Origin of the sequence: Kitasatospora sp. DSM 101779, assembly GCF_025655475.1 — a bacterium.
Lineage (GTDB): Bacteria > Actinomycetota > Actinomycetes > Streptomycetales > Streptomycetaceae > Kitasatospora.
In genome coordinates, this window is record NZ_JAHTIK010000001.1 from 5,804,504 (window position 1) to 5,830,329 (window position 25,826).

Annotated in this window: 27 protein-coding genes; all 27 read right to left on the minus strand. The window is 70.4% G+C overall.

Going from position 1 to position 25,826, the window contains the following annotated elements:
• Positions 1–7: 7 nt before the first annotated feature.
• The 27 genes from KSNIM_RS26425 to KSNIM_RS26555 all read right to left on the minus strand — a co-directional run bounded on the left by KSNIM_RS26425 (position 8) and on the right by KSNIM_RS26555 (position 25,745).
• A complete protein-coding gene (locus KSNIM_RS26425) occupies positions 8–1,378 on the minus strand; it encodes a carotenoid oxygenase family protein (protein ID WP_263105619.1) in 1,371 nt (456 codons plus the stop codon).
• Complete coding sequence (locus tag KSNIM_RS26430; RefSeq protein WP_263105620.1) at positions 1,375–2,148, minus strand: thioesterase II family protein; 774 nt, start codon at positions 2,146–2,148, stop codon at positions 1,375–1,377. Before KSNIM_RS26430 ends, KSNIM_RS26425 begins: the two co-directional genes overlap by 4 nt.
• Positions 2,149–2,190: 42 nt before the next feature.
• Positions 2,191–2,406 carry an acyl-CoA carboxylase subunit epsilon gene (locus tag KSNIM_RS26435; RefSeq protein ID WP_263105621.1) on the minus strand — a complete coding sequence of 72 codons (216 nt, stop codon included), beginning with the start codon at positions 2,404–2,406 and terminating at the stop codon, positions 2,191–2,193.
• A gap of 11 nt (positions 2,407–2,417) precedes the next feature.
• The gene (locus KSNIM_RS26440) at positions 2,418–4,007 is read right to left on the minus strand and encodes an acyl-CoA carboxylase subunit beta (RefSeq protein WP_263105622.1); all 1,590 of its coding nucleotides are present in this window, start codon (positions 4,005–4,007) and stop codon (positions 2,418–2,420) included.
• The gene (locus KSNIM_RS26445) at positions 4,000–4,659 is read right to left on the minus strand and encodes a 4'-phosphopantetheinyl transferase family protein (RefSeq protein ID WP_263105623.1); all 660 of its coding nucleotides are present in this window, start codon (positions 4,657–4,659) and stop codon (positions 4,000–4,002) included. The genes KSNIM_RS26440 and KSNIM_RS26445 overlap by 8 nt, the downstream gene beginning before the upstream one ends.
• A 61-nt stretch (positions 4,660–4,720) precedes the next feature.
• The gene (locus tag KSNIM_RS26450; RefSeq protein WP_263105624.1) at positions 4,721–5,293 is read right to left on the minus strand and encodes an NADPH-dependent FMN reductase; all 573 of its coding nucleotides are present in this window, start codon (positions 5,291–5,293) and stop codon (positions 4,721–4,723) included.
• A 120-nt stretch (positions 5,294–5,413) separates the two neighbouring features.
• Positions 5,414–6,178, minus strand: a complete 765-nt coding sequence (locus KSNIM_RS26455; protein WP_263105625.1) for an SDR family oxidoreductase — start codon at positions 6,176–6,178, stop codon at positions 5,414–5,416.
• Between the two features lie 75 nt (positions 6,179–6,253).
• Complete coding sequence (locus tag KSNIM_RS26460) at positions 6,254–7,744, minus strand: FAD-dependent monooxygenase (protein WP_263105626.1); 1,491 nt, start codon at positions 7,742–7,744, stop codon at positions 6,254–6,256.
• 5 nt (positions 7,745–7,749) lie between these two features.
• Complete coding sequence (locus KSNIM_RS26465) at positions 7,750–8,697, minus strand: aromatase/cyclase (protein ID WP_263105627.1); 948 nt, start codon at positions 8,695–8,697, stop codon at positions 7,750–7,752.
• A gap of 26 nt (positions 8,698–8,723) precedes the next feature.
• Positions 8,724–9,509, minus strand: a complete 786-nt coding sequence (gene fabG, locus KSNIM_RS26470; protein ID WP_263105628.1) for a 3-oxoacyl-ACP reductase FabG — start codon at positions 9,507–9,509, stop codon at positions 8,724–8,726.
• Between the two features lie 17 nt (positions 9,510–9,526).
• On the minus strand, positions 9,527–9,796 hold the full coding sequence (locus KSNIM_RS26475; RefSeq protein WP_263105629.1) for an acyl carrier protein: 270 nt from the start codon (positions 9,794–9,796) through the stop codon (positions 9,527–9,529).
• 51 nt (positions 9,797–9,847) lie between these two features.
• Positions 9,848–11,062 carry a ketosynthase chain-length factor gene (locus tag KSNIM_RS26480; protein ID WP_263105630.1) on the minus strand — a complete coding sequence of 405 codons (1,215 nt, stop codon included), beginning with the start codon at positions 11,060–11,062 and terminating at the stop codon, positions 9,848–9,850.
• On the minus strand, positions 11,059–12,327 hold the full coding sequence (locus tag KSNIM_RS26485) for a beta-ketoacyl-[acyl-carrier-protein] synthase family protein (protein WP_263105631.1): 1,269 nt from the start codon (positions 12,325–12,327) through the stop codon (positions 11,059–11,061). The genes KSNIM_RS26480 and KSNIM_RS26485 overlap by 4 nt, the downstream gene beginning before the upstream one ends.
• Entirely contained in the window at positions 12,324–12,650 is a 327-nt protein-coding gene (locus KSNIM_RS26490) for a TcmI family type II polyketide cyclase (protein ID WP_263105632.1), read from the minus strand. Before KSNIM_RS26490 ends, KSNIM_RS26485 begins: the two co-directional genes overlap by 4 nt.
• 49 nt (positions 12,651–12,699) lie before the next feature.
• Complete coding sequence (locus KSNIM_RS26495; RefSeq protein ID WP_263105633.1) at positions 12,700–14,175, minus strand: FAD-dependent monooxygenase; 1,476 nt, start codon at positions 14,173–14,175, stop codon at positions 12,700–12,702.
• Positions 14,176–14,434: 259 nt separating this feature from the next.
• Positions 14,435–15,271: an NAD(P)H-binding protein gene (locus KSNIM_RS26500; protein WP_263105634.1), complete on the minus strand. Its 837-nt coding sequence runs from the start codon at positions 15,269–15,271 to the stop codon at positions 14,435–14,437.
• Positions 15,272–15,283: 12 nt separating this feature from the next.
• Positions 15,284–15,748 carry a hypothetical protein gene (locus tag KSNIM_RS26505; RefSeq protein WP_263105635.1) on the minus strand — a complete coding sequence of 155 codons (465 nt, stop codon included), beginning with the start codon at positions 15,746–15,748 and terminating at the stop codon, positions 15,284–15,286.
• A gap of 13 nt (positions 15,749–15,761) precedes the next feature.
• Positions 15,762–16,568 (minus strand): hypothetical protein, encoded by an 807-nt coding sequence (locus KSNIM_RS26510; RefSeq protein WP_263105636.1) that lies wholly within the window; start codon positions 16,566–16,568, stop codon positions 15,762–15,764.
• Positions 16,565–17,518 carry a 3-oxoacyl-[acyl-carrier-protein] synthase III C-terminal domain-containing protein gene (locus tag KSNIM_RS26515; protein WP_263108120.1) on the minus strand — a complete coding sequence of 318 codons (954 nt, stop codon included), beginning with the start codon at positions 17,516–17,518 and terminating at the stop codon, positions 16,565–16,567. Before KSNIM_RS26515 ends, KSNIM_RS26510 begins: the two co-directional genes overlap by 4 nt.
• Entirely contained in the window at positions 17,515–18,486 is a 972-nt protein-coding gene (locus KSNIM_RS26520) for a Gfo/Idh/MocA family protein (RefSeq protein WP_263105637.1), read from the minus strand. Before KSNIM_RS26520 ends, KSNIM_RS26515 begins: the two co-directional genes overlap by 4 nt.
• On the minus strand, positions 18,483–19,241 hold the full coding sequence (locus KSNIM_RS26525; RefSeq protein WP_263105638.1) for an NAD-dependent epimerase/dehydratase family protein: 759 nt from the start codon (positions 19,239–19,241) through the stop codon (positions 18,483–18,485). The genes KSNIM_RS26520 and KSNIM_RS26525 overlap by 4 nt, the downstream gene beginning before the upstream one ends.
• A 9-nt stretch (positions 19,242–19,250) precedes the next feature.
• Positions 19,251–20,411: a nucleotide disphospho-sugar-binding domain-containing protein gene (locus KSNIM_RS26530; protein WP_263105639.1), complete on the minus strand. Its 1,161-nt coding sequence runs from the start codon at positions 20,409–20,411 to the stop codon at positions 19,251–19,253.
• Positions 20,412–20,468: 57 nt separating this feature from the next.
• Positions 20,469–21,512 (minus strand): aldo/keto reductase, encoded by a 1,044-nt coding sequence (locus KSNIM_RS26535; RefSeq protein WP_263105640.1) that lies wholly within the window; start codon positions 21,510–21,512, stop codon positions 20,469–20,471.
• A gap of 47 nt (positions 21,513–21,559) precedes the next feature.
• Positions 21,560–22,810, minus strand: a complete 1,251-nt coding sequence (locus KSNIM_RS26540) for a beta-ketoacyl-[acyl-carrier-protein] synthase family protein (protein WP_263105641.1) — start codon at positions 22,808–22,810, stop codon at positions 21,560–21,562.
• A 108-nt stretch (positions 22,811–22,918) separates the two neighbouring features.
• Positions 22,919–23,998: a beta-ketoacyl synthase N-terminal-like domain-containing protein gene (locus tag KSNIM_RS26545; RefSeq protein ID WP_263105642.1), complete on the minus strand. Its 1,080-nt coding sequence runs from the start codon at positions 23,996–23,998 to the stop codon at positions 22,919–22,921.
• Positions 23,995–24,243 (minus strand): acyl carrier protein, encoded by a 249-nt coding sequence (locus KSNIM_RS26550; protein WP_263105643.1) that lies wholly within the window; start codon positions 24,241–24,243, stop codon positions 23,995–23,997. Before KSNIM_RS26550 ends, KSNIM_RS26545 begins: the two co-directional genes overlap by 4 nt.
• A gap of 146 nt (positions 24,244–24,389) precedes the next feature.
• Entirely contained in the window at positions 24,390–25,745 is a 1,356-nt protein-coding gene (locus KSNIM_RS26555) for an acyltransferase (protein WP_263105644.1), read from the minus strand.
• Positions 25,746–25,826 lie beyond the last annotated feature (81 nt).

The window sequence follows — 25,826 nt, forward strand, 5'->3', positions numbered from 1 at the left end:
GTTTCGGTCAGGCCGGGTCGGCGATCCAGCTCCCGTGGAATCCGAGCGGGACCCGGGCGGGCAGATGCACGGTGGCCAGGGGCTCACCCGTGAAGTCCTGCGCGGACAGGATGACGAGATCACTGGCGCCGCGGTCGGGGTCGTGGACGTAGGCGAGCAGGTAGCCCTCGTCCTCCGCATCCGCGGACGCGCGGGGGACGAAGACCGGCTCACCGGTGTAGTGGCCGCGGCCCAGGGAGCGGACCGCAGTGGTTCCGGCGGAGAAGTCGTGCTTGAGCAGCGCATCGCCGTACGCCTGATCGGGCAGGCCCTCCACGTCGTCGTCGGGACCGAAGTAGGAGTGCATGTCGGGGACCACGGCCGCGTATCCGAAGCGGTGAGGGGCCGAGACCACAGCGGGGTTGACGCCGGGGAACTCCTGGGCGCGGTCGTCCAGGCGGGTCTCCGTGACCTTGCCGCTCACCGTGTCGATGATCCAGCGATCGAGCGTGGGCAGGGAATTGCCGTCCAGCCGGAGGCCCGTGTACATGCGGGGGTAGCGAATGACGTCGACGACCACACGATCGCCGTTGTCGTAGGCGTTCACGGTGTGGAAGACCCAGCAGGGGGCGATCTCGAACCAGCGCACCTCGGTCCCGTGCCTCGGCAGGAGCCCGATCCTGGCTCCCCGGCTCTCCCGCCAGTCGTACACCAGGGGTTCCCCGGACGCCGCGGCGACCAGGCTGTTGACCACCGGCAGGTCGTAGAGGACGACGTACCTGCCGGTGAGCGCGAAGTCGTGCATCACCGGGCGGTGCGGCGCGGGGATGTTCACGATCCGTGTGACCATGCCGGCAGGAGAGAGCACCGAGTACTGCACGAACTCGGCACGCGTCGCGTAGGCGACGGCGTGGAGTTCGCCGGTGTGCGGGTCGAGCTTGGGGTGCGCCGCATATCCCGCCGGGAGCGTGCCTCGGAAGTCGCACGGGCCGACGGTGTCGAGATCCTCGGTCAGCTCGTACGGCCGGAAGCCGTTCTCGACCAGGGCGAGGATCCGTCCGGCGTGCTCGATCACATGGGTGTTGGGGGCGAAATCCGATCCCGCGAAGCGGGAGCCCCGGCGCACCTTCTCCCCGAAGGCCCTTGCCACGGCGGCGGATCGGACCCACCTGTTCCGGTACCACTCGGCCCGGCCGTCCCGCAGCCGCACCCCGTGGACCATGCCCTCCCCGAGGAACAGGTTGAGGCGTGGATCGTCCAGGCGCAGCGGATTCGGACCGATGCGTAGGTAGCGTCCCCGCAGTTCGTCGGGGATCCGCCCGGTCACCGGCAGATCGAAGGCCGTGACCTCCTCGCGCACCGGAGTGAAAGCTCCCTGGTAGGGGGCCTTGATGCTCACCGGACAACTCCTCTCGTTGGATTCCCGGCCGGGGCGGAGGACCGCAGTGTGTCGGCGATGTCTGCCAGGAGTGAACGCCCGTTGGACGGGAGGAAGGGGAAGAAGTGGCCGCCGGCCAGGGTCCTGGACCGGAAGCGACCGGTGGTGAAGTCGCGCCACCCCGGCAGTGTGGACGCGGGAACCAGCGGGTCATCGGCACCGGCATAGGCGGTCAGCGGCAGGCCGAGACGGATACCCCGCAGCCCGAGGAGGGCGCTGCGGGCCAGCACCAGGTCGTGGGCCAGCACGTGATCGGCTCGGGAGTGGTCGCTGCCGGCGTCCAGGGCCCGTAGCGGCAGCCGGTGCCGGCTGAACATCAGCTCCAGCCCTTCCGGTGAGTCCAGAGGAACCGCGAAGTCGAGCGCGTCGGGCCCCGGGATCCCGGCCGTCAGGACGAGGGCGGCGCACGAGCCGGGGAGGTGTGCCGCGACGGTCACGGCGAGCAGGGAGCCCATGCTGTGACCCCAGAAGAGGGTGGGGAGCGGCGGAAGGGCCGCCAGTTCGCCGCTGATTCCCTCGACCGCGGCGGAGAGCGGTCCGGTCGGCGATTCACCGCCACGGCGCTCCCGCCCGGGAAGGGTGACCCCGGTCAGCTCGACGTCGCCCGGCAGGCCGGACAGCAGGCGTGCGTAGGTCTGGGGCCCCGCGCCGGCGTGGGGGAAGACCACGAGCCTGGAACGGCTGTGCGTCGCAGGACGCAGTTGCCCGGTCCAGACGGGCGGTGAATGCATGGTGGGTGGTCCTCACGGGCAAGGGGCGGGCGGGCCGCGCAGCTAGGAAGCCGTCTGCCAACTGCGGGGCCCTTGAAAGCCGTTGACGCGCTCCAGGCGGCGCCAGCGGGCGGTGTCCCGGTAGCTGCCGGCGTCCGCCGCCCGGTCGGGGCCGCTGGTGCGGATCCGGGCGAGGAGGACGGCAGTGAGAACCGCGAGCTCCTCCGGTCCGGGCTGTCCTCTCTCCACTCGGATGGCGTCGAGCATGACGTCGGCCATCAAGGCCTCCCCTACATCGGTGGGTTGCCGTGCTTGCGGCTGGGCAGGTCGGCGTGCTTGGTGCGGAGCATGGCGAGCGAGGCGGCGAGCACCTGGCGGGTCTCCGCCGGGTCGATGACGTCGTCGACGAGGCCGCGTTCGGCCGCGTAGTACGGGTGCATCAGCTCGTTCTTGTATTCCTTGATCTTCTGGGCGCGCATCGCCTCGGGGTCCTCGGCCGCGGCGATGTCGCGGCGGAAGATGACGTTGGCGGCGCCCTCGGCGCCCATCACGGCGATCTCGTTGGTCGGCCAGGCGAAGGACAGGTCGGCGCCGATGGAGCGGGAGTCCATGACGATGTAGGCGCCGCCGTAGGCCTTGCGCAGGATCAGCGAGATCCGCGGCACGGTGGCGTTGCAGTAGGCGTAGAGCAGTTTGGCGCCGTGCCGGATGATGCCGCCGTGCTCCTGGTCGACGCCGGGCAGGAAGCCGGGGACGTCGAGCAGGGTGACGATCGGGATGTTGAAGGCGTCGCACATCTGGACGAAGCGTGCGGCCTTCTCGCTGGCGTTGATGTCGAGCACGCCGGCCAGTGACTGCGGCTGGTTGGCGATCAGTCCGACCACGTGGCCGTCGATCCGGGCCAGGGCCACGATGACGTTGGTCGCCCAGCGCTCGTGGATCTCCAGGTACTCGCCGTGGTCGACGACCTCCTCGATGACCTTGCGCATGTCGTAGGGGCGGTTGCCGTCCGCGGGCACCAGGTCGAGCAGGCTCTCGTTGCGGCGCTCGACCGGGTCGTCGGTGGCGCTGGCCGGCGGCATCTCGCGGTTGTTCTGCGGCAGCAGGGAGAGGAGGTAGCGGACCTCCTCGATGCAGGACTGCTCGTCGTCGTAGACGAAGTGGGAGACGCCGGAGACCGAGGAGTGGACGTCGGCGCCGCCGAGGCCGTTCTGGGTGATCTTCTCGCCGGTGACGGCCTGGACGACGTCCGGGCCGGTGATGAACATCTGCGAGGTCTCGCGGACCATGAACACGAAGTCCGTGAGCGCGGGGGAGTAGGCGGCGCCGCCGGCGCAGGGGCCGAGCATGACCGAGATCTGCGGGATCACGCCCGAGGCCTTGGTGTTGCGCTGGAAGATGCCGCCGTAGCCGGCGAGGGCGGTGACGCCCTCCTGGATGCGGGCGCCGGCGCCGTCGTTCAGTGACACCAGCGGAGCACCGGCCGCGATGGCCATGTCCATGATCTTGTGGATCTTCTGCGCGTGGGCCTCGCCGAGTGCGCCGCCGAAGATCCGGAAGTCGTGTGCGTAGACGAAGACCGTCCGGCCGTGCACGGTGCCCCAGCCGACCACCACGCCGTCGGTGTGCGGCTTCTTCGCCTCCAGGCCGAAGCCCTGCGCGCGGTGCCGGCGCAGCGGCTCCACCTCGTGGAAGGAGTCCTCGTCCAGCAGCAGGTCGATCCGCTCGCGGGCGGTCAGCTTGCCCTTCGCGTGCTGGGCCTCGGTGGCCTTCTCGCTCGGACCACGCCGGACCCGCTCCCGGAGAGCGTTCAACTCCGCCACCCGATGGCGCGAAGTCCCGGCCGTGGAGATCACGGTGGGGGATGAGACATCAGTCATGGTCGACACTCCTTGGAAGCCGGCGCAGGGTGACCGGAAGCGAGGCCCTGGTCAGGAGGGCCACGGATGCCGCGTAGTGGTCCTCGCACGGCGCGTCCGCCACCGTCCAACCCGCCGGGCCGGCGGGAGCCGCCGGTCCGCCTGCCCCCAGGTAGTCGGCGGCCAGCGAGCGTCGCAGACCGACGCCGATCCCTTTCAGGTACGCCTCCTTGCGCGTCCACAGCCAGGTGAAGTACCTCGCTCTGGCGGACCGTGGCCGGGCCGCCAACTCGGCCTGCTCCGCCGGGTGGAAGCGCGGGCTGCACAGGTCGACGGTGGACAGCGAAGGTATCCGCTGGACGTCCACCCCGATCGGCACGGGCGCCACACCCAGCAGCGCGAGCCCGGCGCTGTGGGACAGCGAGAAGTGAACGGGGGGCGAGTCGCCGGGAAGGATCGGCCGGCCACCTCGGTCCCGAACGATGCGCACCTCCTGCGGCGTACTGCCGAGGTGTGCCGCGAGCAGGCGGCGCAGTGCCAGGTGGGCCGAGACGTAGAGCGCGCGGTCCGCGGGCCGCCGGAAGGACTCCGCCCGGCGCCTCTCGTTCTCGTCGAGCGCGGCGAGCCCGTCCCGGTCCGAGAGGCGGTCGGGCCGCACCAGCCAGAGGTCCACTCCTCTCTCCGTCGATGCGGCGGCCGGTGGCGGGCAGGGCGTGGTCGGCGCTGTCATCGGATCAGTACCGGTACGGGTGTTCCCGCCGGGCCTGCTGCAACGCATCGCCCCACCACGTGAGTTGGTCGAGCATGACCTTGGCGGCCGCGGTGCAGCCGGCCGGCTCGCGGGGTTCGCCGGCATCGTCGAACAGGTCGGCGGCGTTGTGGAAGCTGACGGTGTCGCGGATCGTCGTGGCATGCAGCTCGGCGAAGACGGGCCGAAGCTGTTCCACCGCCCGCAGGCCCCCGGCCAGCCCCCCGTAGGACACGAATCCCACCGGCTTGGCCCGCCACTGGACGTAGTGCCAGTCGATGAGGGACTTCAGGGGCGCCGGAAAGCTGTGGTTGTACTCAGGCGTGACGATCACGAAGGCATCGGCGGCCTCCAGCCGTTTCCCCAGTTCCCGCACCTGCACGGGCGGCTGCGGCGACAGCGCCACCGGAACGTCCAGGCCGGCCGGATCGACGACGTCGACCTCGAACGCGTCGACCTGGCGAGCCTGCCCTGCGAACCAGGACGCGATCGTCGGGCACAGGCGCCCCTCACGAGTGCTTCCGAGGACAACGGCGAGGCGGAGACGTGCTGGTGACATGGCTCTCCCGTCACGAGGCGAGGGGGACAGGGACCGTGCGTCCGCGGTGAGTGCGTCCGCACGGGGTGTACGGGCCGACCCGTTCGGCCGGCCCGTACGTGCTGGGGTCCGTGCAGGTCGTCAGCCGCCGAGCAGCGTGCCGCCGCTGGCGTCGATGAACGAGCCGGTGATCCAGCGCGCGTCGTCGGAGGCGAGGAAGGCCACGACGTCGCCGACGTCCTCGGGCTCGGCGATCCGCTTGAAGGCGTTCATGTTGGCCATGAACTCGCGAGCCTCCGGGATGTCGAAGACCGGGCTGCCGTTGTTGGTGATGCCGGGCGACACGGTGTTGACGGTGATGTTCCGCGGGCCCAGGAGCCGGGCGAGGTGCAGGCTGATCTGGTCGAGCGCACCCTTGCTCATGGCGTAGGCGACCTCGTCCGGGTTGGCGTAACGCAGCAGACCGGTACCGATGTTGATGATGCGCCCGCCGTCCGGCATGACCGTCAGGACACGCTGGGTCAGGAAGAGCGGCGCCTTGGCGTTGACCGCGATCAGCCGATCGAAGGTCTCCGGAGTGAGGTCCTCCGGCTTGACCCCGCCCATCACACCGGCGTTGTTCACCAGAATGTCCAGCTCCTCCTTCCCGGTGAACTCGCGCAGTCCTGCCGTCAGGCCCCGGAAGAGGGTGTCGACATCGCCGGGCACGCCCAGTTCCGCCTGGACCAGGAAGGCCCGCCCCCCTTCCGCCTCGATGGCGGAGAGGGTCTCCTTGGCCGCGTCGGCATTGCTCGCATAGTGCACGGCGACGGTCGCCCCGTCACGGGCGAGCCGCGTCGCCGTTGCGCGGCCGATGCCGCGGCTCGAACCCGTCACCAGGGCGGTCTTACCAGCAAGTCGCTTCACAGGAGTTCTCCTCGTCGAATGAGGCCGGCGACCTCGTGCGCAGCGCACGGGAGCCCGGCCGGAAAAGGGGGGATGTCACCGTCGGGTGGGCCGGGGGAGGCCGAACCAGCGGGCCAGTGCGTCCCGCAGTCGCTGCTCGCCGCCGTCGGCCCACACCACGTGCCCGTCGGGGCGGACCAGGACGGCGCGGGCCGACACCGCGGTGTCACCCGGTCGTGGCTCCGCGGCCACGACGCACACCCGGTCGGCCCAGTCCTGCGCAACCGTCCGCAGTCCTGCGTGGCCGGACGACTCGGGCGCCAGGTCGAGCAGGAGTCCCCGCCCGGAGCGCAGCAGCGCGCCAGTGGTGGACGCGCCTGCCTCGGTGACCAGTTCGACGTGCGGCAGCCGTGCTCCCAGGAGCGGGTGGTCGGCAGCGTCCACGGGATACCGGATCCCGACCCCGCTGATCCCCGCGCCCAATCGGTCGCGTACCGCTTCGAGCCCGAGCAGACCGCTCATGACGGAGCGGATCGCCTCCACCTCGGGCCCGCCGAGCAGCAGTGCGGCCTGGGCGGCTATGTCGGACAGCACCTGGGAGCCGACCAGGTGACGTTCCGCGTGGTAGCTGTCGAGGAGGCCCGGAGGTGCCCAGCCGCGAATCGTCGCCGCGAGCTTCCAGCCCAGGTTGGCGGCGTCCTGCAGGCCCAGGTTGAGGGCTTGGCCACCTACGGGCATCTGCTCGTGCGCGGCGTCACCGGCCAGCAGCACACGGCCACGACGGTACTGCGTCACCTGACGGCTGGCGTCACCGAACGAGTTGATCCACACGGGCGTGCCCCGGCTGATGTCCTCGCCGGTGACCCTCGCCCAGGTGCCGGCCACTTCGTCGAAGTCCGGCTCCGCGCTGCGGGACACCGCGGGCCGGCCGAACTCGTGCACCATCAGGCGCGTGACCCCGTCCGGGCGGCGTGCCGCGATGGCCAGCCCCCTCGGCAGCCGCTGGAACCTCCTGTCGGGCACGTCGATTCCCGCCACGTCGGCCCGGATCAGCTCCCGGCCGGCGGCGGTCCCGACGAACTCGAACCCGGCCAGGCCCCTGAGAGTGCTCTTCTCCCCGTCGCATCCGACCACGTACCGGGCCCGCAGGCGGGTCTGCGAGCCGTCCCGGTGGTGCAGGACGGCGGTCACGGCTTCAGCGTCCTCGTCGATGCCGGTCAGCTCCCAGCCGCGGCGCACGTCGGCCCCCAGCCCTGTCGCCCACGCGCCGAGGATCTCCTCCATCCGGGTCTGCGGGACCTTCCACAGTCCGGCGTACCGGCTCGGCTGCCCGCCGAGGGGGAGCGGGATGCCGCCGAAGTGCCCTGTGCCGTCGCGGGCCACCTCGCCCAGCTCCGGCATCAGGCCTCGTTGGTCGACGATCTCCATGGTGCGGGCGTGCAGGGTGGACGCCCGGGATTCCGTGGTCGGCGCGGGCAGCCGCTCGGCAACGATCACTCGCGCCCCGCCGAGCCGCAGCTCACCGGCGAGCATCAGTCCGACCGGCCCGGCCCCGACGACCAGCACATCCGTCTGCGACTCCGGCATGGCTGTCAGGCCCGACGCTCGGCGTGGTCCTTGGCGTACCCGAGGGTGGCCCGGCTGTTGGCGCTCAGTGCACCCTGCACGTACTGCCGGGCTTCCGCGACGCCGGCCCGGTCACCGAGGACCGCGGCGATGTTCTCGACGTTGATGACCACCGTGTGCTGGGAGGTCGCGAGGACGCCCTCGTCGTCCTCCTCCAGCAGCCAGTAGCCGGTGTGCAGGGTCATCAACGCGGGGACGACGGTCTGCTTGTAGACGATCCGCCGGTGGGGGAAGCAGACGCGCACCGAGCTGGTGGTGTGTGCGGAGCCGTCCTTGGCCAGCGTCTCCATCGTCAGCACCTGCAGCCCGGGGGTGTCCTCGGTCAGCTCGACCTTCGCCACGTGGGGCAACCGCTCGGTCCAGTGGTTCGCCTGGTCGAGGAAGTCGTAGACGTCCTTGGCCGAGCCGTCGATCCGCACCGAGTCCTGGAAGGACAGCAACAGGTCGTCCGAAGCCCCGACCACCATCTCGGCACTGGCCTTGAGCGCGGCCAGCTCGGAACGGCTGTTGCGGTCCACCGCCCGGTCGATCCAGGCGAGGCCCTCCGCATCGTCGTCCACGGCCCGGTAGTCGTGCAGCAGCCGGACCCGGCAGGTGCGGTCGGAGACCGGCTCGATGATCCACGCCCCGCCCATGGCGGCCACCGGCGGGGTGGAGACCTCCTGGCGGAAGTCGATGCGCAGGTCCTCGGGACTGAGCCGCCTGCGGGACGTCCAGCTCTTGGCCTCGCCGTTGGCCGTGGCCCAGATCCGGATCCGCTCGGTGTGCTCACCCCGCTCGACGTGCTCCACGTGGATGGTCGGGTGGAAGAGCCTCGGCCAGTTCTCGATCTCCGCCAGCAGGCGGTAGACGTCGGCCGCCGGTGCGTCCACCTCGACGGTGTGTTCCACCCGGCTGATTTCCCGGTCGGACATGGTGCCTCCTTGCGCTCGGTTGCTGCTCAGTAGTTGCCAAGCCCTCCGCAGACATTGAGTGCCTGCGCAGTGATCGAGGCGGCGGTGTCCGAGACCAGGTAGCCCACCAGCCCCGCCACCTCCTCGGGGGTCGAGTAGCGACCGAGCGGGATCTTGGCGTGGAACTTCTCGAGGACGGCTGCCTCGGAGATGTCGAGCGCGGCCGCGTACCCCTGCCGGACACGCTCCGCCATGGGGGTCTCGACATAGCCGGGGCAGACCGCGTTGACGGTGATTCCGGTCGGACCCAGCTCGTTGCCGAGCGCCTTCGTGAATCCGACGACGCCGTGCTTGGAGGCCGAGTACGGCGCCCCCAGCACGACGCCCTGCTTGCCCGCGGTGGAGGCGATGTTGATGATCCGTCCGCTCGCCTTCTCGCGCATGCCGCCGGCGGTGAGCACCTCGCGGGTGACCAGGAACACGCTGTTGAGGTTGGTGTTGATCACGTCGGCCCACAGCTCGTCGGTCAGCTCGGCGGTCACCCCGCCGCCGCTGCGACCGGCGTTGTTGACCAGCACGTCCACCGGGCCGAAGCGTGCGACGGCAGCGGCGACGAAGGCCTTGACCTCCTCGGTCGATCGCACGTCACAGCTGGTCCCGTCGACGTCCAGGCCCTCCGCGCGCAGTTCCTCGACGGTGGTCTTCACGTTCTCCGCGCTGCGTGCGCAGAGGAAGACCCGGTGTCCCCGGCCTGCGAGGGTCCGTACCACGGCGAGCCCGATTCCACTGGTGGCACCGGTGACCAGGGCCACCCGCCGCTCCTGCTGAGGCATGTCTTCTCCTGTGTCGATCAGCCGGCGTGAACGGTCGCGAGGTGGCTGTGGACGAGTCCGAGCAGGGCTCGCGGCGTCCGGGCCCCGGCCAGCGCGTCGTCGTCGAGCGTGACTCCGTACTCGCGCTCGATCCGGCCGCACGTCTCCAGCAGCGCGAGCGATTCGTAGCCCAGCTCCTCGAAGTCGGTGTCGAGGATGTCCGCGTCGAGGTCGACCCCCTCTTCGGTCCCCGCGCCCTCGCGGAGGATGCGCCTCAGGTCGTCGATGGTGAACTCGGTGTTCGGCATGTCCTTGTGTCCTTCCTGGATGTCAGTGCGTACGTCATGGGGTCCGGGCCTTCAGCGCGCGTCCGTCACCACCAGCGCGGAGTTGAAGCCGCCGAACCCGCGCGCCAGGACCAGGGCCGAGCGCAGCGGTGCCACCCGCTCCTCCCCGGTGACCAGGTCGAGGTCGAGGTCGACGCGGGGCGAGACGTTGATGGTCGGCGGAATCACACCGTCCCGGATGGCCAGCAACGCGGCTGCCACGTCCAGCGGTCCGGCGCCCGAGTTCAGCCGTCCGGTCATCGACTTCGGCGCGGTGACCGGGACGCCACGCGGGCCGAAGACCTCCGTGAGGGCCCGGGCCTCGATGTGGTCGAGTTCCGGAACAGCGGCGGCGTCCGCGAAGACCACGTCGATGTCGCCAGGTGTCAGGTCGGCGTCCAGGAGAGCGATCTCGACGGCTCGGCGCAGCCCCGGCTCGCGGCCGCTTCCGGGCCTGGGGTCGAACGTGGTGCCGTAGCCGGCGACCCGCCCGTACACCCGTGCACCCCGTGCGCGGGCTGCCCGTTCGTCCTCCAGGACGAGCAGCGCACCGCCCTCGCCCGCCACATGGCCACTCGCCCCGGCGTCGAACGGACGGTAGGCCGTGGTCGGGTCGTCGTCGTTGCTCAGCCGCCCACTGGTCAGCTGCGCCACCCAGCCCCAGGGACAGATGGAGGCGTCGACTCCGCCGGAAACGATCACCTGGCTCCCGCGCCGGATCTGGCGGCGTGCCTGCGCGATCGCGTCCAGCCCGCCGGCCTGGTCGCTGACCAGGACGCCGCTGGGACCGCGCAGTCCGTGCCGGATCGAGATCTGGCCGGTGTTGACGGCGTAGAACCATGCGAACGACTGGTACGCGCTGACGTACTGGCTGCCCTTGCTCCAGAGCGCCCGCAGCTCGTTCTGCCCGAACTCGAATCCGCCCGCCGAGCTCGCGGTGACCACTCCCGCGGCGAACTCCGGGAGATCGTCCGGTCGGATTCCGGCGTCCAGGAGGGCCCAGTCGGCGCTCACCAGGGCGAGCCGGGTCATGTGATCGGTCTGGGGGAGCAGCCGACCCGGAAGGTGGTCGGCCGCGACGAATCCCGGCACCTCTCCCGCCAGGCGGGCGGGATAGGCCGTCGGGTCGAACCGGGTCACCGGGCCGATGCCGCTGCGGCCGGCCCGGGTGGCGGCCCAGTAGTCCGCCGCGCCGAGCCCGTTGGGGGCCGCGATGCCGAGTCCGGTGACGACGACGGACACGGTCATGCCGTATTCCTCTCGGGACGGGTGAGCACCATGGCGCTCTGGAAGCCGCCGAAGCCGCTGCCGACGCTGAGCACTCGGTCGAGTCGTGCTTCCCGGGCGGACACCGGCACGTAGTCGAGATCGCACTCGGGGTCGGGGTTGTGCAGGTTGGCCGTTGGGGGAATCACGTTCTCCGCCATGGCCAGTGCGCAGGCGGCGATCTCGAGGGATCCGATGGCGCCGAGCGAGTGCCCGATCATCGATTTGATCGAACTGACCGGAACGCGGTAGGCGTGATCGCCGAGGCTCAGCTTGAAGGCGGCGGACTCGTGCCGGTCGTTCTGCTTGGTGCCGGAGCCGTGGGCATTGACGTAGTCGATGTCCGAAGGGTTCAACCGTGCCTCGTCCAGGGTGGCCCTGATGGCCTCGGCCATCTCCCGCCCGTCGGGACGCAGCCCCGTCATGTGGAAGGCGTTGCACCGGGAGGCGTATCCGCCGATCTCCGCGTAGATGTGCGCGCCGCGCCGCTGTGCCCGGCCGAGTTCCTCCAGAACGAGGACCGCAGCACCCTCGCCGAGGACGAAGCCGTTGCGGGTCCGGTCGAAGGGCCGGGAAGCCCGCCCGGGGTCGTCGTTGTACGGCGTGGTGGCCTTGATCGCGTCGAAGCAGGCCATCGTGATCGGTGAGATGGGCGCATCCGTCGCGCCGGCGATCATCACGTCGGCACTGTTCTCACGGATCAGTTCCACGGCGTGGCCGATGGCGTCCAGCCCGGAGGTGCAGCCGGTGGAGACCACCGTGCTCGGCCCCTCCGCCCCGGTCGCCCATGCGACCTCGGCGGCGAAGGAGCTGGGGACGAAGTGGCCGTAGAGGTGAGGCACCGCGTACCGGTGGTCGACCAGCTCCAACCGGCCGTCGTCGCTGACGACCCGGTACTCCTGGTCGAGCCCGGTGGTCGCGCCGACGGCGCTGCCGATGGTGACGCCGGTCCGATGGGGGTCCGTGGCGGCCAGATCGATCCCGCTGCCGGCCACCGCCTCACGCGTGGCGACCACCGCGAGCTGCGCGGCCCGGTCCATCCGGCGGATCTCCTGCGGCGTCAGTCCGTGTTCCTCGGGGTGGAAATCGATCTCCGCGGCGACCCGGGAACGGAACGGCGCGGGATCGAAGAAGGTGATCCCCCGGGTGGCGGTCCGGCCCTCGCTCAGCAGACTCCAGAAGTTCTTGACGCCCATGCCGCCCGGTGCCATGACACCGATGCCGGTGATGGCGACCCGTCGCCTCACTGCGCGCTCCAGTGGTAGAAGCGCTGTGCCATCGCGTCCGCCGGAGAGCGCCAGGTGTCGGGGTCGTAGGCCTGGATGAAGGGCTTGAGGTCTGCGCTGATCCGTACGAACGACGGATGCGACTTCGCCGCCTCGATCGCGTCACCGCCGGCCTCGGTGTCGAAGTCCTGCAGGTGGAAGTACAGGCCCCGGTACGAGAACAGCTGGCGGCGGCGAGTGCCCATCAGGTGCGGCATGTCGGTGGCGTCGAACTCCGAGAAGAGCCGGGCGACCTCATTGCCGTCGCCGGGGCTCATCCGAGCCACGATCAGGGTGCTGTGCATAGTGTTGTCTCCTTGGCTGTGCCCCGATGCCTTGCCGGGGCTGAGCTCGTCAACGCGAACGCGGAGCGCCGAAGGACCGGGCCAGTGCCTCGGCCGGCGGAACGGGTCCGGGGGCGGTCCACGCGACATGGCCGTCGGGGCGGACGAGGATCGCGTCGGCCGGTGCGAGCGGGTTCCCGTCCGCGGGCCCGTGCACGACCGCCGTGACGACGTCCACCCGGTCCGACCACGGCTCGACCGCCGCCCGCAGGGCGTCGTCGTCGGCGAGGTCCAGCAGGACGCCTCGTGCCGGGTGGAGCAGCTCGGTCGTGCTGGTCCTGCCGGATTCGCCGACCAGCTCCACGTGGGGGACCCGGAGGCCCATCAGCGGATGTTCCCCGGGGCCGAGTTCATACTTGATCGACAGTCCGCTGACCATCCCGGCCAGATGGCGACTGACGTTGTCGAAGGTGATCAGCTCGCTCATCACCTCCCGAAGCGGCTGCATCTCCGCTCCGCTGAGGAACAGCAGACCCTGCGCCTGGGTGTTCATCAGCAGCCGTCGACCGACCGGGTGCCGCTCCGCGTGATAGGTGTCCAGGAGTCCCTCGGGGGCGGTTCCGTTCACCGTTGCCGCGAGCTTCCAGCCGAGGTTGACGGCGTCCTGGATGCTGGTGTTCATGCCCTGGCCACCGGCAGGCAGGTGGATGTGGGCGGCGTCACCGGCGAGCAGCACGCGTCCGCGACGGTACTGCGTGACCAGCCGGGCAGGGTTCCCGAACGCGCTGAGCCAGACCGGCGTGCCGCCGCTGATGTCCTGGCCGGTCAGCCGCTGCCAAGCCGAGGAGACCTCCTCCCAGGAGGGCGGCTGGTCTCGCCGGCGCGGCGGGGTCCCGCGCTCGCACACGATGATCCGGTGGACGCCGTTCCCCAGCGGGCCGGCCATGACCATCCCGCCGGGCACGGTCTCGCCGATCATGCGCGGGGTGATGTCGCAGTCCCGCACGTCCGCCAGGTACATCTCCATGGTGGGGTCGGTGCCGGGGAAGTCGAATCCCGCGGCCTTGCGGACGGTGCTCCGCCCGCCGTCGCAGCCCACGAGATAGTCCGCGCGCAGCCGCCGAGGGCCCTCGGGGGTGGCGACCTCGACCTCGACGTACTCGCCCTCGTCGCCGAGCGCGAGCAGCTCATGGCCCCGGCGAATGTCCGCCCCGAGTTCGACCGCCCACTTCTCGAGCATGGTCTCGGTGACCGCCTGGGGAACACCCTTGACACCGCCGGAGTGCGCCGGCCCGAGAATGCTGAAGTCCACGGGCAGCCCGCCGAAGTGGCCCAGGTCGGTGATCTCGATGTCACCCAGCCCGGACAGCAGGCCGCGCTGGTCGAACACCTCCAGGGTGCGCGCCGTGAAGCCGAGACCGCGAGACTCTCCGGTCGGTTCCGCCAGGCGTTCGAGAACGACGACCTCGACGCCAGCGAGCCGCAGTTCACCGGCGAGCATGAGCCCCGCGGGGCCGGCGCCTACGACTATGACCTGCGCGTCCATTCCCATGTCCTTCCGTTGTTCGAGCAAGCGAGGTCCCCGGGTGGTGGCAGGCATGCGGAATCGCCGTGAACCGAGAATTCAGGGACAACACGGCACGCAGTGGGCCCACGCCAGGGGCCGGAATTCGGAGCGCCTCTGTCATCGCGTCACCGGACGCTGATGAATAGCTTCTTCGCGGGCGCGGACAAGTACAAGCGAGAACTCTCTAAGCTTTCGCTAGGTCAACGTCAGTCCGCACTAAACCTGCGGCGGCCGCTCGTCAGCGGAAGTCGGCGGCGTGATCGGCCGCCCAGCTCGCGAACGTCCGCGCGGGGCGGCCGGTCACGGCTTCGACCGTGTCGAGCACCGTGGCCGGCCGACCGTCACTCATTGCTTGGGCGGCCAGAACGGTCTCCACCACATCGGCCGGATAGACGCGCTCCATCGCCGCCCGGGCCACGTCCAGCGGGATCCTCTCGCACCGTGTCCCGCGGCCCAGCGCCTCCCCGATGAGCGCCACCTGCTCCTGCTGGGTCAGCGACTGCGGGCCGGTCAGCGCGTAGGCGGCGGACCGGTGGCCGTCCGTGGTGAGCGCCCTGACCGCTACGTCGGCGACGTCCTCCTCGTGGATCGGGACCGTGTACGAGCCCGGATAGGGGCAGCGCACGACGCCGTCCGTCCTGATCTCCGCCGCCCAGGCCAGCGCGTTGGTCGCCAGCGCCTCCGGCCGGATGAACGTCCAGCCGATCCCCGACGCCCGGAGCGGCTCCTCGACACCGAGGTGCATCCGGGCGATCGGGTTCCGGTCCCGGTCCGCCCAGGTCACGGCGATCGACGAGAGCAGCACCACGTGTCGGACACCGGCGGCGCGGGCGGCGTCGACGAAGCCGTCGATGCCCTGGGGAACGGTGTAGAGGAACACCTTCTCGACGCCCTTGAGCGCGCCCCGGAGCGTCTGCGGCCGGGTCAGTTCGGCGTGCACGACCTCAACGCCGTCCGGCACTCCGGACGCCGCCGGGTCACGCGCCGTGCCCCTGACCGGCAGGCCGCCGGCCACCAGCTTCCGGGCGACGCGGCTCCCGACGTTCCCACGGACTCCAGTCACCAGAATCGTCATGCAGTGTCCTCCTCATCCCGCCTGATCGAAGCCCGTGTCGCCGCCGATGTTGCTGAGCATGCGACGCAGCACCTTGACGACGAGGACGTAGTCCTCCTCGCTGATGCCGTCGTGGATCCGTGCGCGCACCTCGGGCAGCAGGACCAGCACCTGGTCCCGCAGGTCGGTGCCGGCCTCGGTGAGGCCCAGCCGTCCCGCTCCGTCCAGGCCGAACCGCTGAGAGCCGAGCAGATCGTCGATGGCCGGTTCCAGAGCGGAGACGTCCACGTACGGACGCTGCTGCGACACCAGCGTCAGCAGCTCGTCACGAGTCAACCGCCGGCGGCTCTCGCCCAGTTGGTAGATCGCCCACCAGTGCGGCTGCGTCAGACCGAGCTCCCCCAGCCTGGCGTTGATGTAGCGGACGACCGCCGTCCTGACGGCTCCGGTCCAGTAGCCGACCGGCTGTTCGGCAAGCTGGGCATCGGTGAACTCCACCGCCACTCCTTCGCTACTCCGCCGCGGCACGCAGCACCAGCAGATGACTCGTGTCCGAACCGGGATCGGTGTCGCAGAGAACGACCACCGGGTAGGCGCTCTCCCACTCCGTCCAGTGCTGCACCAGCGCCGACCACACGCCCGTGCCGTGACCCTCGCCGGAGGCACGGTGCAGATCCGCGCCCTGCGCCGGGACGGCGCCAGGATCGCCTCCCGGCCCGAGCACCACCAGGAGCCGCCCGCCTTCCGGCACCAGTTCGGCCAGACGGGACGCCAGTTCGGCGGACCCGACGGAGACGACGGTGTCGACGGCCCCGGCTCCGGAGCCGGTGTCGAAGGTCAGCAGGACCCCGGAGTCGGCGGGGGAGGCGTCCGGTCGGTCCGCGGCGTCGGCCGGCGCGCAGTCGAGGATCGCGAGGAGCGACTTCGAGCTCTGTCCGGTCCGTTCGTACGCGCCGGCCACCCGCACCGCGCTGAACGGGGCGCCGAGCCCCTGCCCGCAGAGTGCGAGGCTGTGCGCGTCACCGCCGGTCCGCATGTTCAGGTACGAGGCCACCGTCTTGAACCCGCTGGCCTCCGGCCGTGCGTAGGCGAGCAGTACCAGGTCCGGCCCCGTGTCGGCCTCGGGCACCTGGTCGACCAGCAGGTCGACCAGCCGCGCGTGGCCCGTCGGAGCGGGCTGCCCGTCAGGTTCGTGGTCCGGCGTCCCGCCGACCTCGACGACGGCATCGTCCCCACCGTCGGGGGCCCCGAGGCGGGACGCCGGCGCGGGGGCGGACGGTGTCAGCACCGACACGGCGGTGCGCAGTCGCAAGGTCATGACCGGGGTCCCCCCGTGTTCGACGACGGTGTGAAGACCATGGCGGAGAAGGTCATACCGACTCCGATCGCCACGAACATGGCGGGACGGTCCGGTTCGAAGCGCTTCTCTTCGCCCAGGGTGACGTAGTTGATGAGGACGTCCGAGGCGAGGCAATGGCTGTAGCGCGGGATGTTGTCGAAGAAGAACTTGCTGCGCAGAGCCTCGTCCTTGATCGTGTCCTGCCACAGAGTGGTGTTCGGATTGGGCGCGATGACGACCTGGATGTCGTCCAGCGTGCAGCCCGCGCGGTCCGCCGCCTCCCGCATCACCTCGACCATGAGGCGCGGCCGCATCTCGGACTCGGCCCTGATCAGCGCGGGGGAACTCATCATGCCGTCCGAGAACTCGCCCCTGGTCCTCGTCACGAAGGAGCGGACAGCCGTTCCCGAGCCGTTCCAGGCCACCAGGGCGGAAGCGGATCCGTCCCCGACCACGCAGGTGTTCATCACCAGCTGCGCCGCCCGGTGGCGGGGCTTGTCGCCCGTCACCACCAGTGCTCGGGCCTCGGGATCCCCGTCCGCCCGGAGCAGCGTACCGGCGACGTCGATCGCACTGAGCGTGATGGCGCAGTTCTGTTGGGTCAGCGCGAACGTGGTCGCGTTCTCCAGGCCCAGCAGCCGCTTGATGTCCTGCGCGGTCTCCGGCCCCACGCTGCGCCCGCCGTGGAGTGCGTGGCAGTAGATCAGGTATCGGACGGACCGGGGATCGACCTGCGACAGGGCCTTCCTGGCCGCCGGAAGCACCAGGTCGTACAGGCTCAGATCCGGGTCGTAGTGCATCCGATCGAGCCCGTGGATCCTGCGGAACATGTGCGTCTGCGCGGGGTTGAGCCCGAGTTCGGCCGCTCGCTCCTCCACCGTGACCGTGCGGTCGGGGAAGAAGGATTCGACTGCTTCCAAGGTGATCATTTCCAAGAACCTCCTTCACTCACCAGTGCCAGCAGATCGGCCTGGCGTATGCAGCTGTGAACCACCGCGTCGTCCGCCTTCCTCGCGCGCACAGCCGCGGTGAACGCCCTGAGGCTGTTGCGCACCTGATCGTCCGGTGCGAGCCGGATCTCCCGGCTGTTGCCACCGCTGTCGACCCGGATCACCGGAACGTGGTCGGCGGGCGGTGCGAAGGCACGGTCCACCCGGATGCGTCCCGTGCTGCCGCACAGCTGGTAGCGCGAGGCATAGGCGTGCTCGAGCCCGAAGGTCAGCTGTGCCGTGACACCGCCCCGCCGCAGCAGCACGGCTCCCGCGGTGTCGACCCGACGTCCCGGGCTCGCACCGAGCACCGCACCGACCACCTCCAGGTCGTCGCCGAGGAAGTGCATCGCTGCCCGGACCGGGTACAGGCCGACGTCCCACAGCGCCCCACCGCCCAGCTCCGGCTGGTACCGGATGTCCTGGTCCGGCAGCCGTGGGACGGTGAAGTCGGCATGGAAGGACCGCAGTTCACCGATGGCCCCGCGTTCCAGCAGGCGGCGGACGGCGTCGTGCCGGTGATGGTGGACGAACATCACGTTCTCCATCAGCACCAGTCCACGCGAGGAGGCCAGGTCCAGCAGCCGCCGGGTCTCCCCGGGGTCCGCCGTCAACGGCTTCTCCACCAGGACGTGCTTACCGGCGTGCAAGGCGGCCTCGACCCATCGGGAGTGCAGGGCCAGGGGCAGCGGAACGTACACGGCGTCCACCTCGGGAAGCGCCAGCAGCCCGTCGTACCCGGTGACCGGGCGGCACTGGTACGCACCGGCCAGCTCCTCCGCCGGAGGGCCGGTCCGGCTCGCGACCGCGACGACTTCGATGTCGTCCGCCGCCGCCATCGCCGGGAGCATCCGACGCCGGGCGATGTCCGCGCAGCCCATGATCCCGATCCGTACCCGTGGCGTCACGGGGCCGGCTCCGCACTGCCCCGCGTCCCGGCGAGGTAGGCGTCGAGCACTGTCCGGTAGTAGGCGGGACCGAAGCCGAATCCGCGGACCTCGGGCAGCAGCGAGTGCAGCTTGTCGACCGACACGAGGTGCGACGTCCCGGTGTCCTCGTACCGCCTGTCGACGGAGAGGCCGAGCCGGAACTCCAGATGGTCGACGACGTGTTCCACGGGCACGGCCGTGCCCGACGCCACGTTGAGGGTCTCCCGTCGGATTCCGCGGCGCAGCAGCAGGTCGATGACGGCGACCACATGCGCGACGTCGATCACATCCCGGGTGGCGTGGCGCTGGATCGCGATCCGCCCGGTGCCGAGGGACGCCACCAGGGTGGGAAGCAGCTGGTGGGCGGGCTGGCCGCGGCCGACGAGGTGACCCAGCCGCAGTACCAGGAAGTCGGCCCCGGACTCGAGCAGCTCCCGCTCCATGCCGAGTTTGTGTGCCCCGTAGGCGCTGCGAGCGGTGACCGCGTCGTCCTCGCGGCCGGGCCGGTCGGCGCCGTAGACGCCGGCGGAGGCCGTGGAGAAGAAGATCAGGGTCCGGCCCGACGCTCGGCAGCGGTCCAGCACCTGGTGGAACAGGTGGCGCTCGCGTTCGAAGTCGGCGGTGGACGTGCCGCTCGCCCACGAGACCCCTGCGGCCAGTGCCACGGCGTCGGCGTGCTCGTGGGCGAGAGGCGCAAGGTGCCCGGCGAGGAATCCCCGGCCGATGATCTCCATCGCTACCTCCTAGACCAGCTCGGCCATGGCGTGCACCGCTCGGGAGGGCGGAGCGAGTTCGGCGATCTCCCGGGAGAGTGCGCGGGCGCGGTCGGCGTACGAGGAATCGCCCAGGATCTCCCGGCACGCACCGACGATCGCTTCGGGTGATCCGTCAGTGCCGAAGAGGGTGACGGCGGCCCCGTACCGGGACAGCCGTTGCGCGCCGAGGTTCTGGACGGCGCCCTGGGGAACGGCGACCTGTGGCACCGCGGCGGTCATCGCCGTCAGGCTGGTGGTGCCCCCTCCGTGGTGCACGATCACGTCACATGTCGGTGCCAGCACGTCGAGCGGCACCCATCCGGCCCGCACACCCGGGACCTCCGCCTGCAGGGCCCCGCCGGCCTTGTCGGGCGCGGCCACCACGAGGTCGACGTCCAGTTCCCGGAGGGCGACGGCCTGGGCGCGCAGGAAGTCGTACGAGCGGCGCCGGATGTCGTGCTCGTCCACGTCGTGCGCCACGCGGCTGCCGGTGGTCAGACACAGTCGCGGCCGTTCCGGCCGGGCGAGCATCCAAGGCTCCAGCTGTCGCTGCCCGTTGACCGGGACCCACCGCATCCCCATGGTGCGCTTCGCCGGATGCGACTCGGGAGGCCGCAGACTCGGCGGACAGACGTCGATGAACAACTCCGGCTCCGGCAGCCAGTCCAACCCCAACTCGGCCAGCTCCGGCGCGAGTTCCTCAACCGCTCCGTGATCGATGGACGTTGCCTCGATCGCGTCCCAGGCGTGGCGCACGTACGGGACACCGAGCCGGGCCGCGAGGAGGCCGGCGGCGTACGACATCGTGCCGCCCACGATGACATCGGGCCGCCAGCCACGGGCCAGCTCGCTGAGCGGGCCCAGCCACGCGGCGGCCATCCGCCCGAACCAGCGTCCCGTGAAAGGGATCTGCTCCTCCGGCACGGTGGGGATCTCCGCCTTCCGGCCCGACCTGTCCGTGTGGACGAAGTGGCCGATCGGCTGGGACGAGACCGACACCGCGGGCAGACCCACACCCGTGATCGCCGGTACCACGTCGTCGTTGGCGGCCATGATGACGGCATGGCCCGCGTTGCGAGCGGCCGTGGCGACCGGGGCGAGCGCGAACGCGGTGGCGAGGCTGCCGGCGGCGACGAAGAGGATTCGCATCAGTACTCCAGATTCCGTGGAGGCCGTCCCTCCGGAACGGCTTTCGCGTTCTGCTCCTCAGCGGAGATCGGCCAGCCCCCGGCCCTGCAGATCGGCGATGTCCCGCCACCGATCGCCGTAGCAGGACGTGGTGAACTTGGGGAGGCGCAGCTGTTCGTGAGGGGCCCCGAGGTCGACCCGGCTCATCTCGTCGAGGCGGGCGAGTTCCGCCTCGCCCAGCCGGACGTCCAGGCACGCGAGGTTGTCGCGCAACTGGTCCTCGGTGGTCGCGCCGAGGATCGGATGCACCGCTCCCGGACGACTGCGCAGCCAGGCGAGCGAGACCTGGGCGGGCGTCCACCCGCCCTCGGCGGCGATCTTGACGACCTCGCGGACGATCTCGTCGTCGCGCTGCGCGTCTCCTGCCCAGTTCTCCGCGCTGAGGCGGCCCGTCTCGCCTCGCAGGTACTTGCCGGTCAACCGGCCTTCCGCCAGCGGCCCCCAGGCGAGCGAGCTGACCCCACAGCCGCGCGCCATCGGAAGGAGATCCCGCTCCGGGGTGCGTTCGAGCAGGTTGTAGCGGATCTGGAGCGCCGCGAAGGCCGACCAGCCGCGGAGGTCGGCCAGCATGTTGGCCCTGGAGATCTCCCAGGCCGGCCAGTTCGAGGCGCCGACGTAGAGCACCTTTCCGGCCTTCACCTGGTCGTCCAGGGCCCGCATGACCTCCTCGACGGGTGTGAAGCCGTCACGCGCGTGCAGCCACAGCAGGTCCACGTGGTCGGTCTTCAGCCGGCGCAGGCTCGCCTCGAGCGAGTCGACCAGGTTCTTCCGGTGGTTGCCTGCCGAGTTCACGTCTCCCGGTCGGGTCATCGCGTTGTACTTCGTCGCCAGCACGAACTCGTGCCGTCGGCCGTCCAGCAGTTCACCGAGGTACGTCTCCGACTGGCCGCCCCCGTACACATTGGCGGTGTCCAGGAAGTTGCCGCCCGCTTCGGCGTACAGATCGATCAGTCGGCCGGCAACCTCCTTCGGCGCTCCCCAGCCGCCGGCGCCGAAGGTGCCCGCACCGAAACAGAGTTCGGAGACCCTCAGACCGGTCTTCCCCAGGACGAAATACTTCATCGGGCATGCCCTCCTCTACCAGTCGACCGGAAGCCCGTCGGCGGACATCACGCCGAAGGCCGATGCTTGCCGAGCACGACGACCGCGTTGTTGCCCGCGAAGGCCAGGCCGTTGTTCTGCACCACCCGCAGATCGGCGGGGACGGACTCGTTGGGCACGCAGTCGATCTCGCACTCGGGATCGGTCTCCCGGTGGTTGATCGTCGGCGGGACGAACCCGTGGGTGATGGCCAGTGAGCAGGCGATCGCCCCCAGCGCGCTGGCTGCTCCCATGGTGTGGCCGAGCATCGACTTCAGCGAGACGGTGCGCGGCGGCATCCCGGAGAACACCTCGCGTATCGCACGGGACTCGGTCACGTCATTGGTCTTCGTCCCGGTGCCGTGCGCGGAGACGAGGTCCACCTCCTCGGGCCGAACACCGGCGTCCGAAAGGGCCGAGCGCATGCAGCGCGCGATGCTCGACTGCTCGGGCTGCACCGGGTGGTAGGCGTCGCAACTCAGGCCGTATCCCAGTACCTCGGCGTAGATCCGTGCCCCGCGGGCGAGGGCGGAGTCCAGTCGCTCCAGCACCAGTACGCCGGCGCCCTCGCCGGTCAGGATTCCCTGACGGTCCCGGTCGAAGGGCCGGCAGAAGTCCGGCGCGATGGTGCCCAGTCGGTAGAACGCCGTGAAGGACTTCCGGCACATCGCATCGGCCCCACCGCACAGGGCGATGTCCGCGTCGCCGACCCGGATCGCGTCGAAGCCCATGCCGATGGCGTAGTTCCCCGCCGAACACGCCGTGGCCAGGGTCAGCGCCTCGGCGTCCGACAGCCCCAACTCCCAGGCGACCGCCGCCGACAGCTGTCCGGCCCCGACCCGTCGCGTCACCCCCGGATCCCAGTTCTGGGGCCCGGACTCCACCCAGGTCATGGCCAACTGGTCCAGGTCCTGCGACTCGCCGTCGGTGGTGCCGATCGAGATCTGCACCCGCCGCTCACGCAGACCGTCGTCCGTCAGCCCGGCGTCGCGCACCGCCATCCGGGCCGCCGCGACCGCGAACTGGCTGGTCCGCCCGAGCTCGTCCACGGTCCATCGCTCGAGCCACTCCTCCGGCTTGAAGCCGAGCACCTCGCAGCCGTTGGCGTGCGCGAACCCGGCCGTGTCGAACACCGAGATCGGTGTGACGCCGTTGCGGCCCTCCTGCAGTCCTGCGGCGAATTCCTCCACACCGATGCCGATGCTGGAGAACACGCCGAGCCCGGTGATCACCACCCGGTCACTGGCAGGCCGCGCATGCGCGGCAAGCACATCACCCATGTCCGTCTCAACCCTCCCATGCCTGACCCGACCCGGGGCCTCGGGCATCTGAACTACGCGATACAGCAGGACACCGCGGCAGGACCCGGCCACCGGCGCGGGAACGGTTCAGGACAGCCGCAGCAGGCAGACCGCCACGGTGCCGCTCTCGTCGGTCGAGGTGACCACGGCCAGCCGCTGGGCGGATTCCGGGTTCCGCTCGGCCAGACCGAGCACTGCCGCGAGCTGCAAGGCCCCCGAGGCGGCGTGAGTCTCTCCGACCAGCTCGGTGATGGAGACCAGCCGGTCGCCGACCTCGAAGAGATCACCGAGCGCGGCACGCTCGGCCTGCCCGGCCGCGCCGGCGGCGCCGGAGGGGCTGGCCATCCACACGTCGCAGGGCTGGACGCCGGCCGCCGCCACCGTCTGCTCGATGCATCGGCGGATGGTCGCATACCAGTCCCCGTCACTGCAGGTCATGGCCTTCACCGCGAGCAAGGTGGCGAGCGGCGGCTCGTCGGTGGGCTCGGCGGTCAGCGCGAACATCGCGCAACCTTCACCGAGCACAGCGCCGGGGGCATCGTTTCCGGCGCTGCGCTCGGAGATCCAGGCGCGGGCCACCGAGTACTCCTCGGCAGCGCCGCACAGTACGGTTCCCGCCCGGCCGGTGAGCAGGAGTCGGCGGGCGTAGTTGAGTGCGAGCAGGCCGGCCGAGCGGCCGGCGGCCAGAGTGGCGTTCGGTCCCTTGACCCCGTGCCAGATGGCACACTGTCCGGCCGCCCCGTTCATCACCGCGTAGGGGATGAGGCCCGGCTCGACATGGAAGGGCCGCTCGCCGGTGAGCGAGCCGCGCGTGAAGTCGATGGTGCTCTGCGCACTTCCGACGGTCGTCCCGAGGACCAGTCCGGTGGTGTCCGGATCGAGCCGGTGGCCGCTCACCTCCCGGAGCAGGTCCCCCATGGTCGAGACCGCCATCCCGGTCACCCGGTTCATCATCCGGGTGCCCTTCTTCCCCAGGACGGCCCGCGAGTCGAATTCCGGAACGAGGCACGCCGTCCCGGCCGGCCCCTGCCCCTGCTCGATCGCCCGCTCGGTGGAGCGCCCGGCTGCCAGTCCTTCGGAGAACACCGACCGGCCGATACCGAAGGGCGAGGTCACCGCCCACCCGACGATGGCGAGGCCGGAACCCGCCGAGTCGACGTTGCTCATCGAGCGGTGTTCCCGACGACCTCGTAGACGCCCTGGAGGTTCACCATCCGGGAGAGTTCCGACTGCTCGATGGTCACCTTGAGATTCAGTTCGAGGGAGGAGAGGATCTCGATGAGCCTCATCGAATCGGCGTCGTGGTCCTCGACGAACAGGCTGTCATCGGTGATCTCGTCGCTCTCGAGCTCCAGAATGTCGCAGACGATCCCCTTGATGAGCTGCTTTTCGTCTGGCGTCACAACCGCCATGACCGCCTCCAGTTCGCATTACTGAAACCATTTTTCCGGATGTTGTCCAACAGCCTCTTCGGAACTCCGTCAAAGTTCAAGTCGAGGAATTCTATGTTTTCACTAGCTTGCGGTGCGCGAACGCTAGGTCCGACCGTCGCCCGCCGTCAGATGGCGTCCGGTACGCGCACGGAACCTGTCGGACGCTCCGCTGCCGGGTCGCCGTAGCGGTGGATCGCCGCTCGGCCTTCCGGACTCCGCAGGTGTTCGGCGAGCCGTTCCGGGACCACTGCGGTGAGCAGGAACCCCGCGTCGCCGAACCCTCGGTCGAGGAAGCCGAACCACGACAGCGGAGCCCGCGAGCTGACGACCGGACTGAAGACGGCCGGGCGCTGTCCGTCGAACGCGACCTCGTACACGCCCATCCGGGTCCAGTTCGTCATGATGAACGTCCGGTGTGCGGGGTCGAACGCCACGGGAGCGCAGCGGTGGAGGCGGGATCGTCCGACGGGTCCGGCGAAGGCGCGGTCGGACCGCATGCAGAGATGTGACTGCATGAAGTCGTCCAGCCCGGACCGGATGCGGGCCGCGAGCACGTCAGCCGTTCCCGTCGGCGGACACGGGAGGAACATGGACTGGACGAGATTGCCGAGGAACCCGGTCGGAACGCCGAGACGGGGACGGAGGTCGACGGGCACCGAGAGGTTCCACGGGACGGGATCCGCCGCCATGTCCCGGAACGCGGTCACCAGGTGCGCGCAGAGCACGTCGTTCGACGAGAGGGGGCGCGGGGACTGGCCGCCGAACAGCTGCCGCATCCGGCGCACTTCGTCATCGGCGAAGTGGATCTGAACGGTTCCGTTGGCCTCCTGCACGACGGGCATCCGGTGCCCCTGCCCCGCCGGCTCGCCCCGATCCAGCGGCGGACAGGCCGGATGGCCGGAACCCTCCTGCGCCAGGATGCGGTCCAGGTGGCCTTCCCGGTCATCAACCACGAGCACCTCTGGCGGTGCTGTCCCCTCGACGAGCGCCGACCAGACGCGGATGAACTGCATGAAGCTGCCCATGTCGCCGACCGTGTGGTTCCAGGTGCACCCCAGGGTCGTGGCGCCGTCGGCCAGCCGACAGACGCGCACCGTCAGGAGCGGGCGCTGTTCCAGGGGTTCGCCCATGACGTCGACCCGGTCGACCAGGCCCCAGTCCGGCCGTGTCGCCTCCAGGACGGCGTCGCTGAGGGACGCGTCGACATCGAGGACCGTCATGGGCACTCCGGCGTCGGAGCAGACGATCTCGAGCGCGTCGGGGCCGGCGCGGAGACGCCCCCCGTAGACCGGCACGAGGTCGAGCGCCCGGCGAAGACCGTCCGCCAGGCGCTCCTCGTCCACGGTCCGCTCGAAGAAGAACGCAACCGCCACATAGCGCTGGACGTAAACCGTGTCGGTCGAGCCGCACCGTACGACGGTGTCCGGCGCTCTGCCCGACGTGATCGTCCATGTTTCACGCAGTCGCGCCCGAGTGCTCATGTGATCTCCGATTCTGGACGAGTACGCCTGTGCGGTCAGCCGCGATCCGCTTCCGCAATGGTCGGACCGAACCTTCCTGAA

What these genes read in the sequence shown, in the direction of transcription:
- KSNIM_RS26435 (WP_263105621.1), bottom strand. Translation starts at nt 2,406, where the DNA reads ATGGCCGACGTCATGCTCGACGCCATCCGAGTGGAGAGAGGACAGCCC.
- KSNIM_RS26490 (WP_263105632.1), bottom strand. Translation starts at nt 12,650, where the DNA reads ATGCACAGCACCCTGATCGTGGCTCGGATGAGCCCCGGCGACGGCAAT.
- KSNIM_RS26555 (WP_263105644.1), bottom strand. Translation starts at nt 25,745, where the DNA reads ATGAGCACTCGGGCGCGACTGCGTGAAACATGGACGATCACGTCGGGC.
- KSNIM_RS26465 (WP_263105627.1), bottom strand. Translation starts at nt 8,697, where the DNA reads ATGTCCGACCGGGAAATCAGCCGGGTGGAACACACCGTCGAGGTGGAC.
- KSNIM_RS26510 (WP_263105636.1), bottom strand. Translation starts at nt 16,568, where the DNA reads ATGACCTTGCGACTGCGCACCGCCGTGTCGGTGCTGACACCGTCCGCC.
- KSNIM_RS26460 (WP_263105626.1), bottom strand. Translation starts at nt 7,744, where the DNA reads ATGCCGGAGTCGCAGACGGATGTGCTGGTCGTCGGGGCCGGGCCGGTC.
- KSNIM_RS26480 (WP_263105630.1), bottom strand. Translation starts at nt 11,062, where the DNA reads ATGACCGTGTCCGTCGTCGTCACCGGACTCGGCATCGCGGCCCCCAAC.
- KSNIM_RS26440 (WP_263105622.1), bottom strand. Translation starts at nt 4,007, where the DNA reads ATGACTGATGTCTCATCCCCCACCGTGATCTCCACGGCCGGGACTTCG.
- KSNIM_RS26430 (WP_263105620.1), bottom strand. Translation starts at nt 2,148, where the DNA reads ATGCATTCACCGCCCGTCTGGACCGGGCAACTGCGTCCTGCGACGCAC.
- KSNIM_RS26500 (WP_263105634.1), bottom strand. Translation starts at nt 15,271, where the DNA reads ATGACGATTCTGGTGACTGGAGTCCGTGGGAACGTCGGGAGCCGCGTC.
- KSNIM_RS26545 (WP_263105642.1), bottom strand. Translation starts at nt 23,998, where the DNA reads ATGAGCAACGTCGACTCGGCGGGTTCCGGCCTCGCCATCGTCGGGTGG.
- KSNIM_RS26495 (WP_263105633.1), bottom strand. Translation starts at nt 14,175, where the DNA reads ATGGACGCGCAGGTCATAGTCGTAGGCGCCGGCCCCGCGGGGCTCATG.
- KSNIM_RS26515 (WP_263108120.1), bottom strand. Translation starts at nt 17,518, where the DNA reads ATGATCACCTTGGAAGCAGTCGAATCCTTCTTCCCCGACCGCACGGTC.
- KSNIM_RS26525 (WP_263105638.1), bottom strand. Translation starts at nt 19,241, where the DNA reads ATGGAGATCATCGGCCGGGGATTCCTCGCCGGGCACCTTGCGCCTCTC.
- KSNIM_RS26530 (WP_263105639.1), bottom strand. Translation starts at nt 20,411, where the DNA reads ATGCGAATCCTCTTCGTCGCCGCCGGCAGCCTCGCCACCGCGTTCGCG.
- KSNIM_RS26540 (WP_263105641.1), bottom strand. Translation starts at nt 22,810, where the DNA reads ATGGGTGATGTGCTTGCCGCGCATGCGCGGCCTGCCAGTGACCGGGTG.
- KSNIM_RS26550 (WP_263105643.1), bottom strand. Translation starts at nt 24,243, where the DNA reads ATGGCGGTTGTGACGCCAGACGAAAAGCAGCTCATCAAGGGGATCGTC.
- KSNIM_RS26535 (WP_263105640.1), bottom strand. Translation starts at nt 21,512, where the DNA reads ATGAAGTATTTCGTCCTGGGGAAGACCGGTCTGAGGGTCTCCGAACTC.
- fabG (WP_263105628.1), bottom strand. Translation starts at nt 9,509, where the DNA reads ATGCCTCAGCAGGAGCGGCGGGTGGCCCTGGTCACCGGTGCCACCAGT.
- KSNIM_RS26475 (WP_263105629.1), bottom strand. Translation starts at nt 9,796, where the DNA reads ATGCCGAACACCGAGTTCACCATCGACGACCTGAGGCGCATCCTCCGC.
- KSNIM_RS26450 (WP_263105624.1), bottom strand. Translation starts at nt 5,293, where the DNA reads ATGTCACCAGCACGTCTCCGCCTCGCCGTTGTCCTCGGAAGCACTCGT.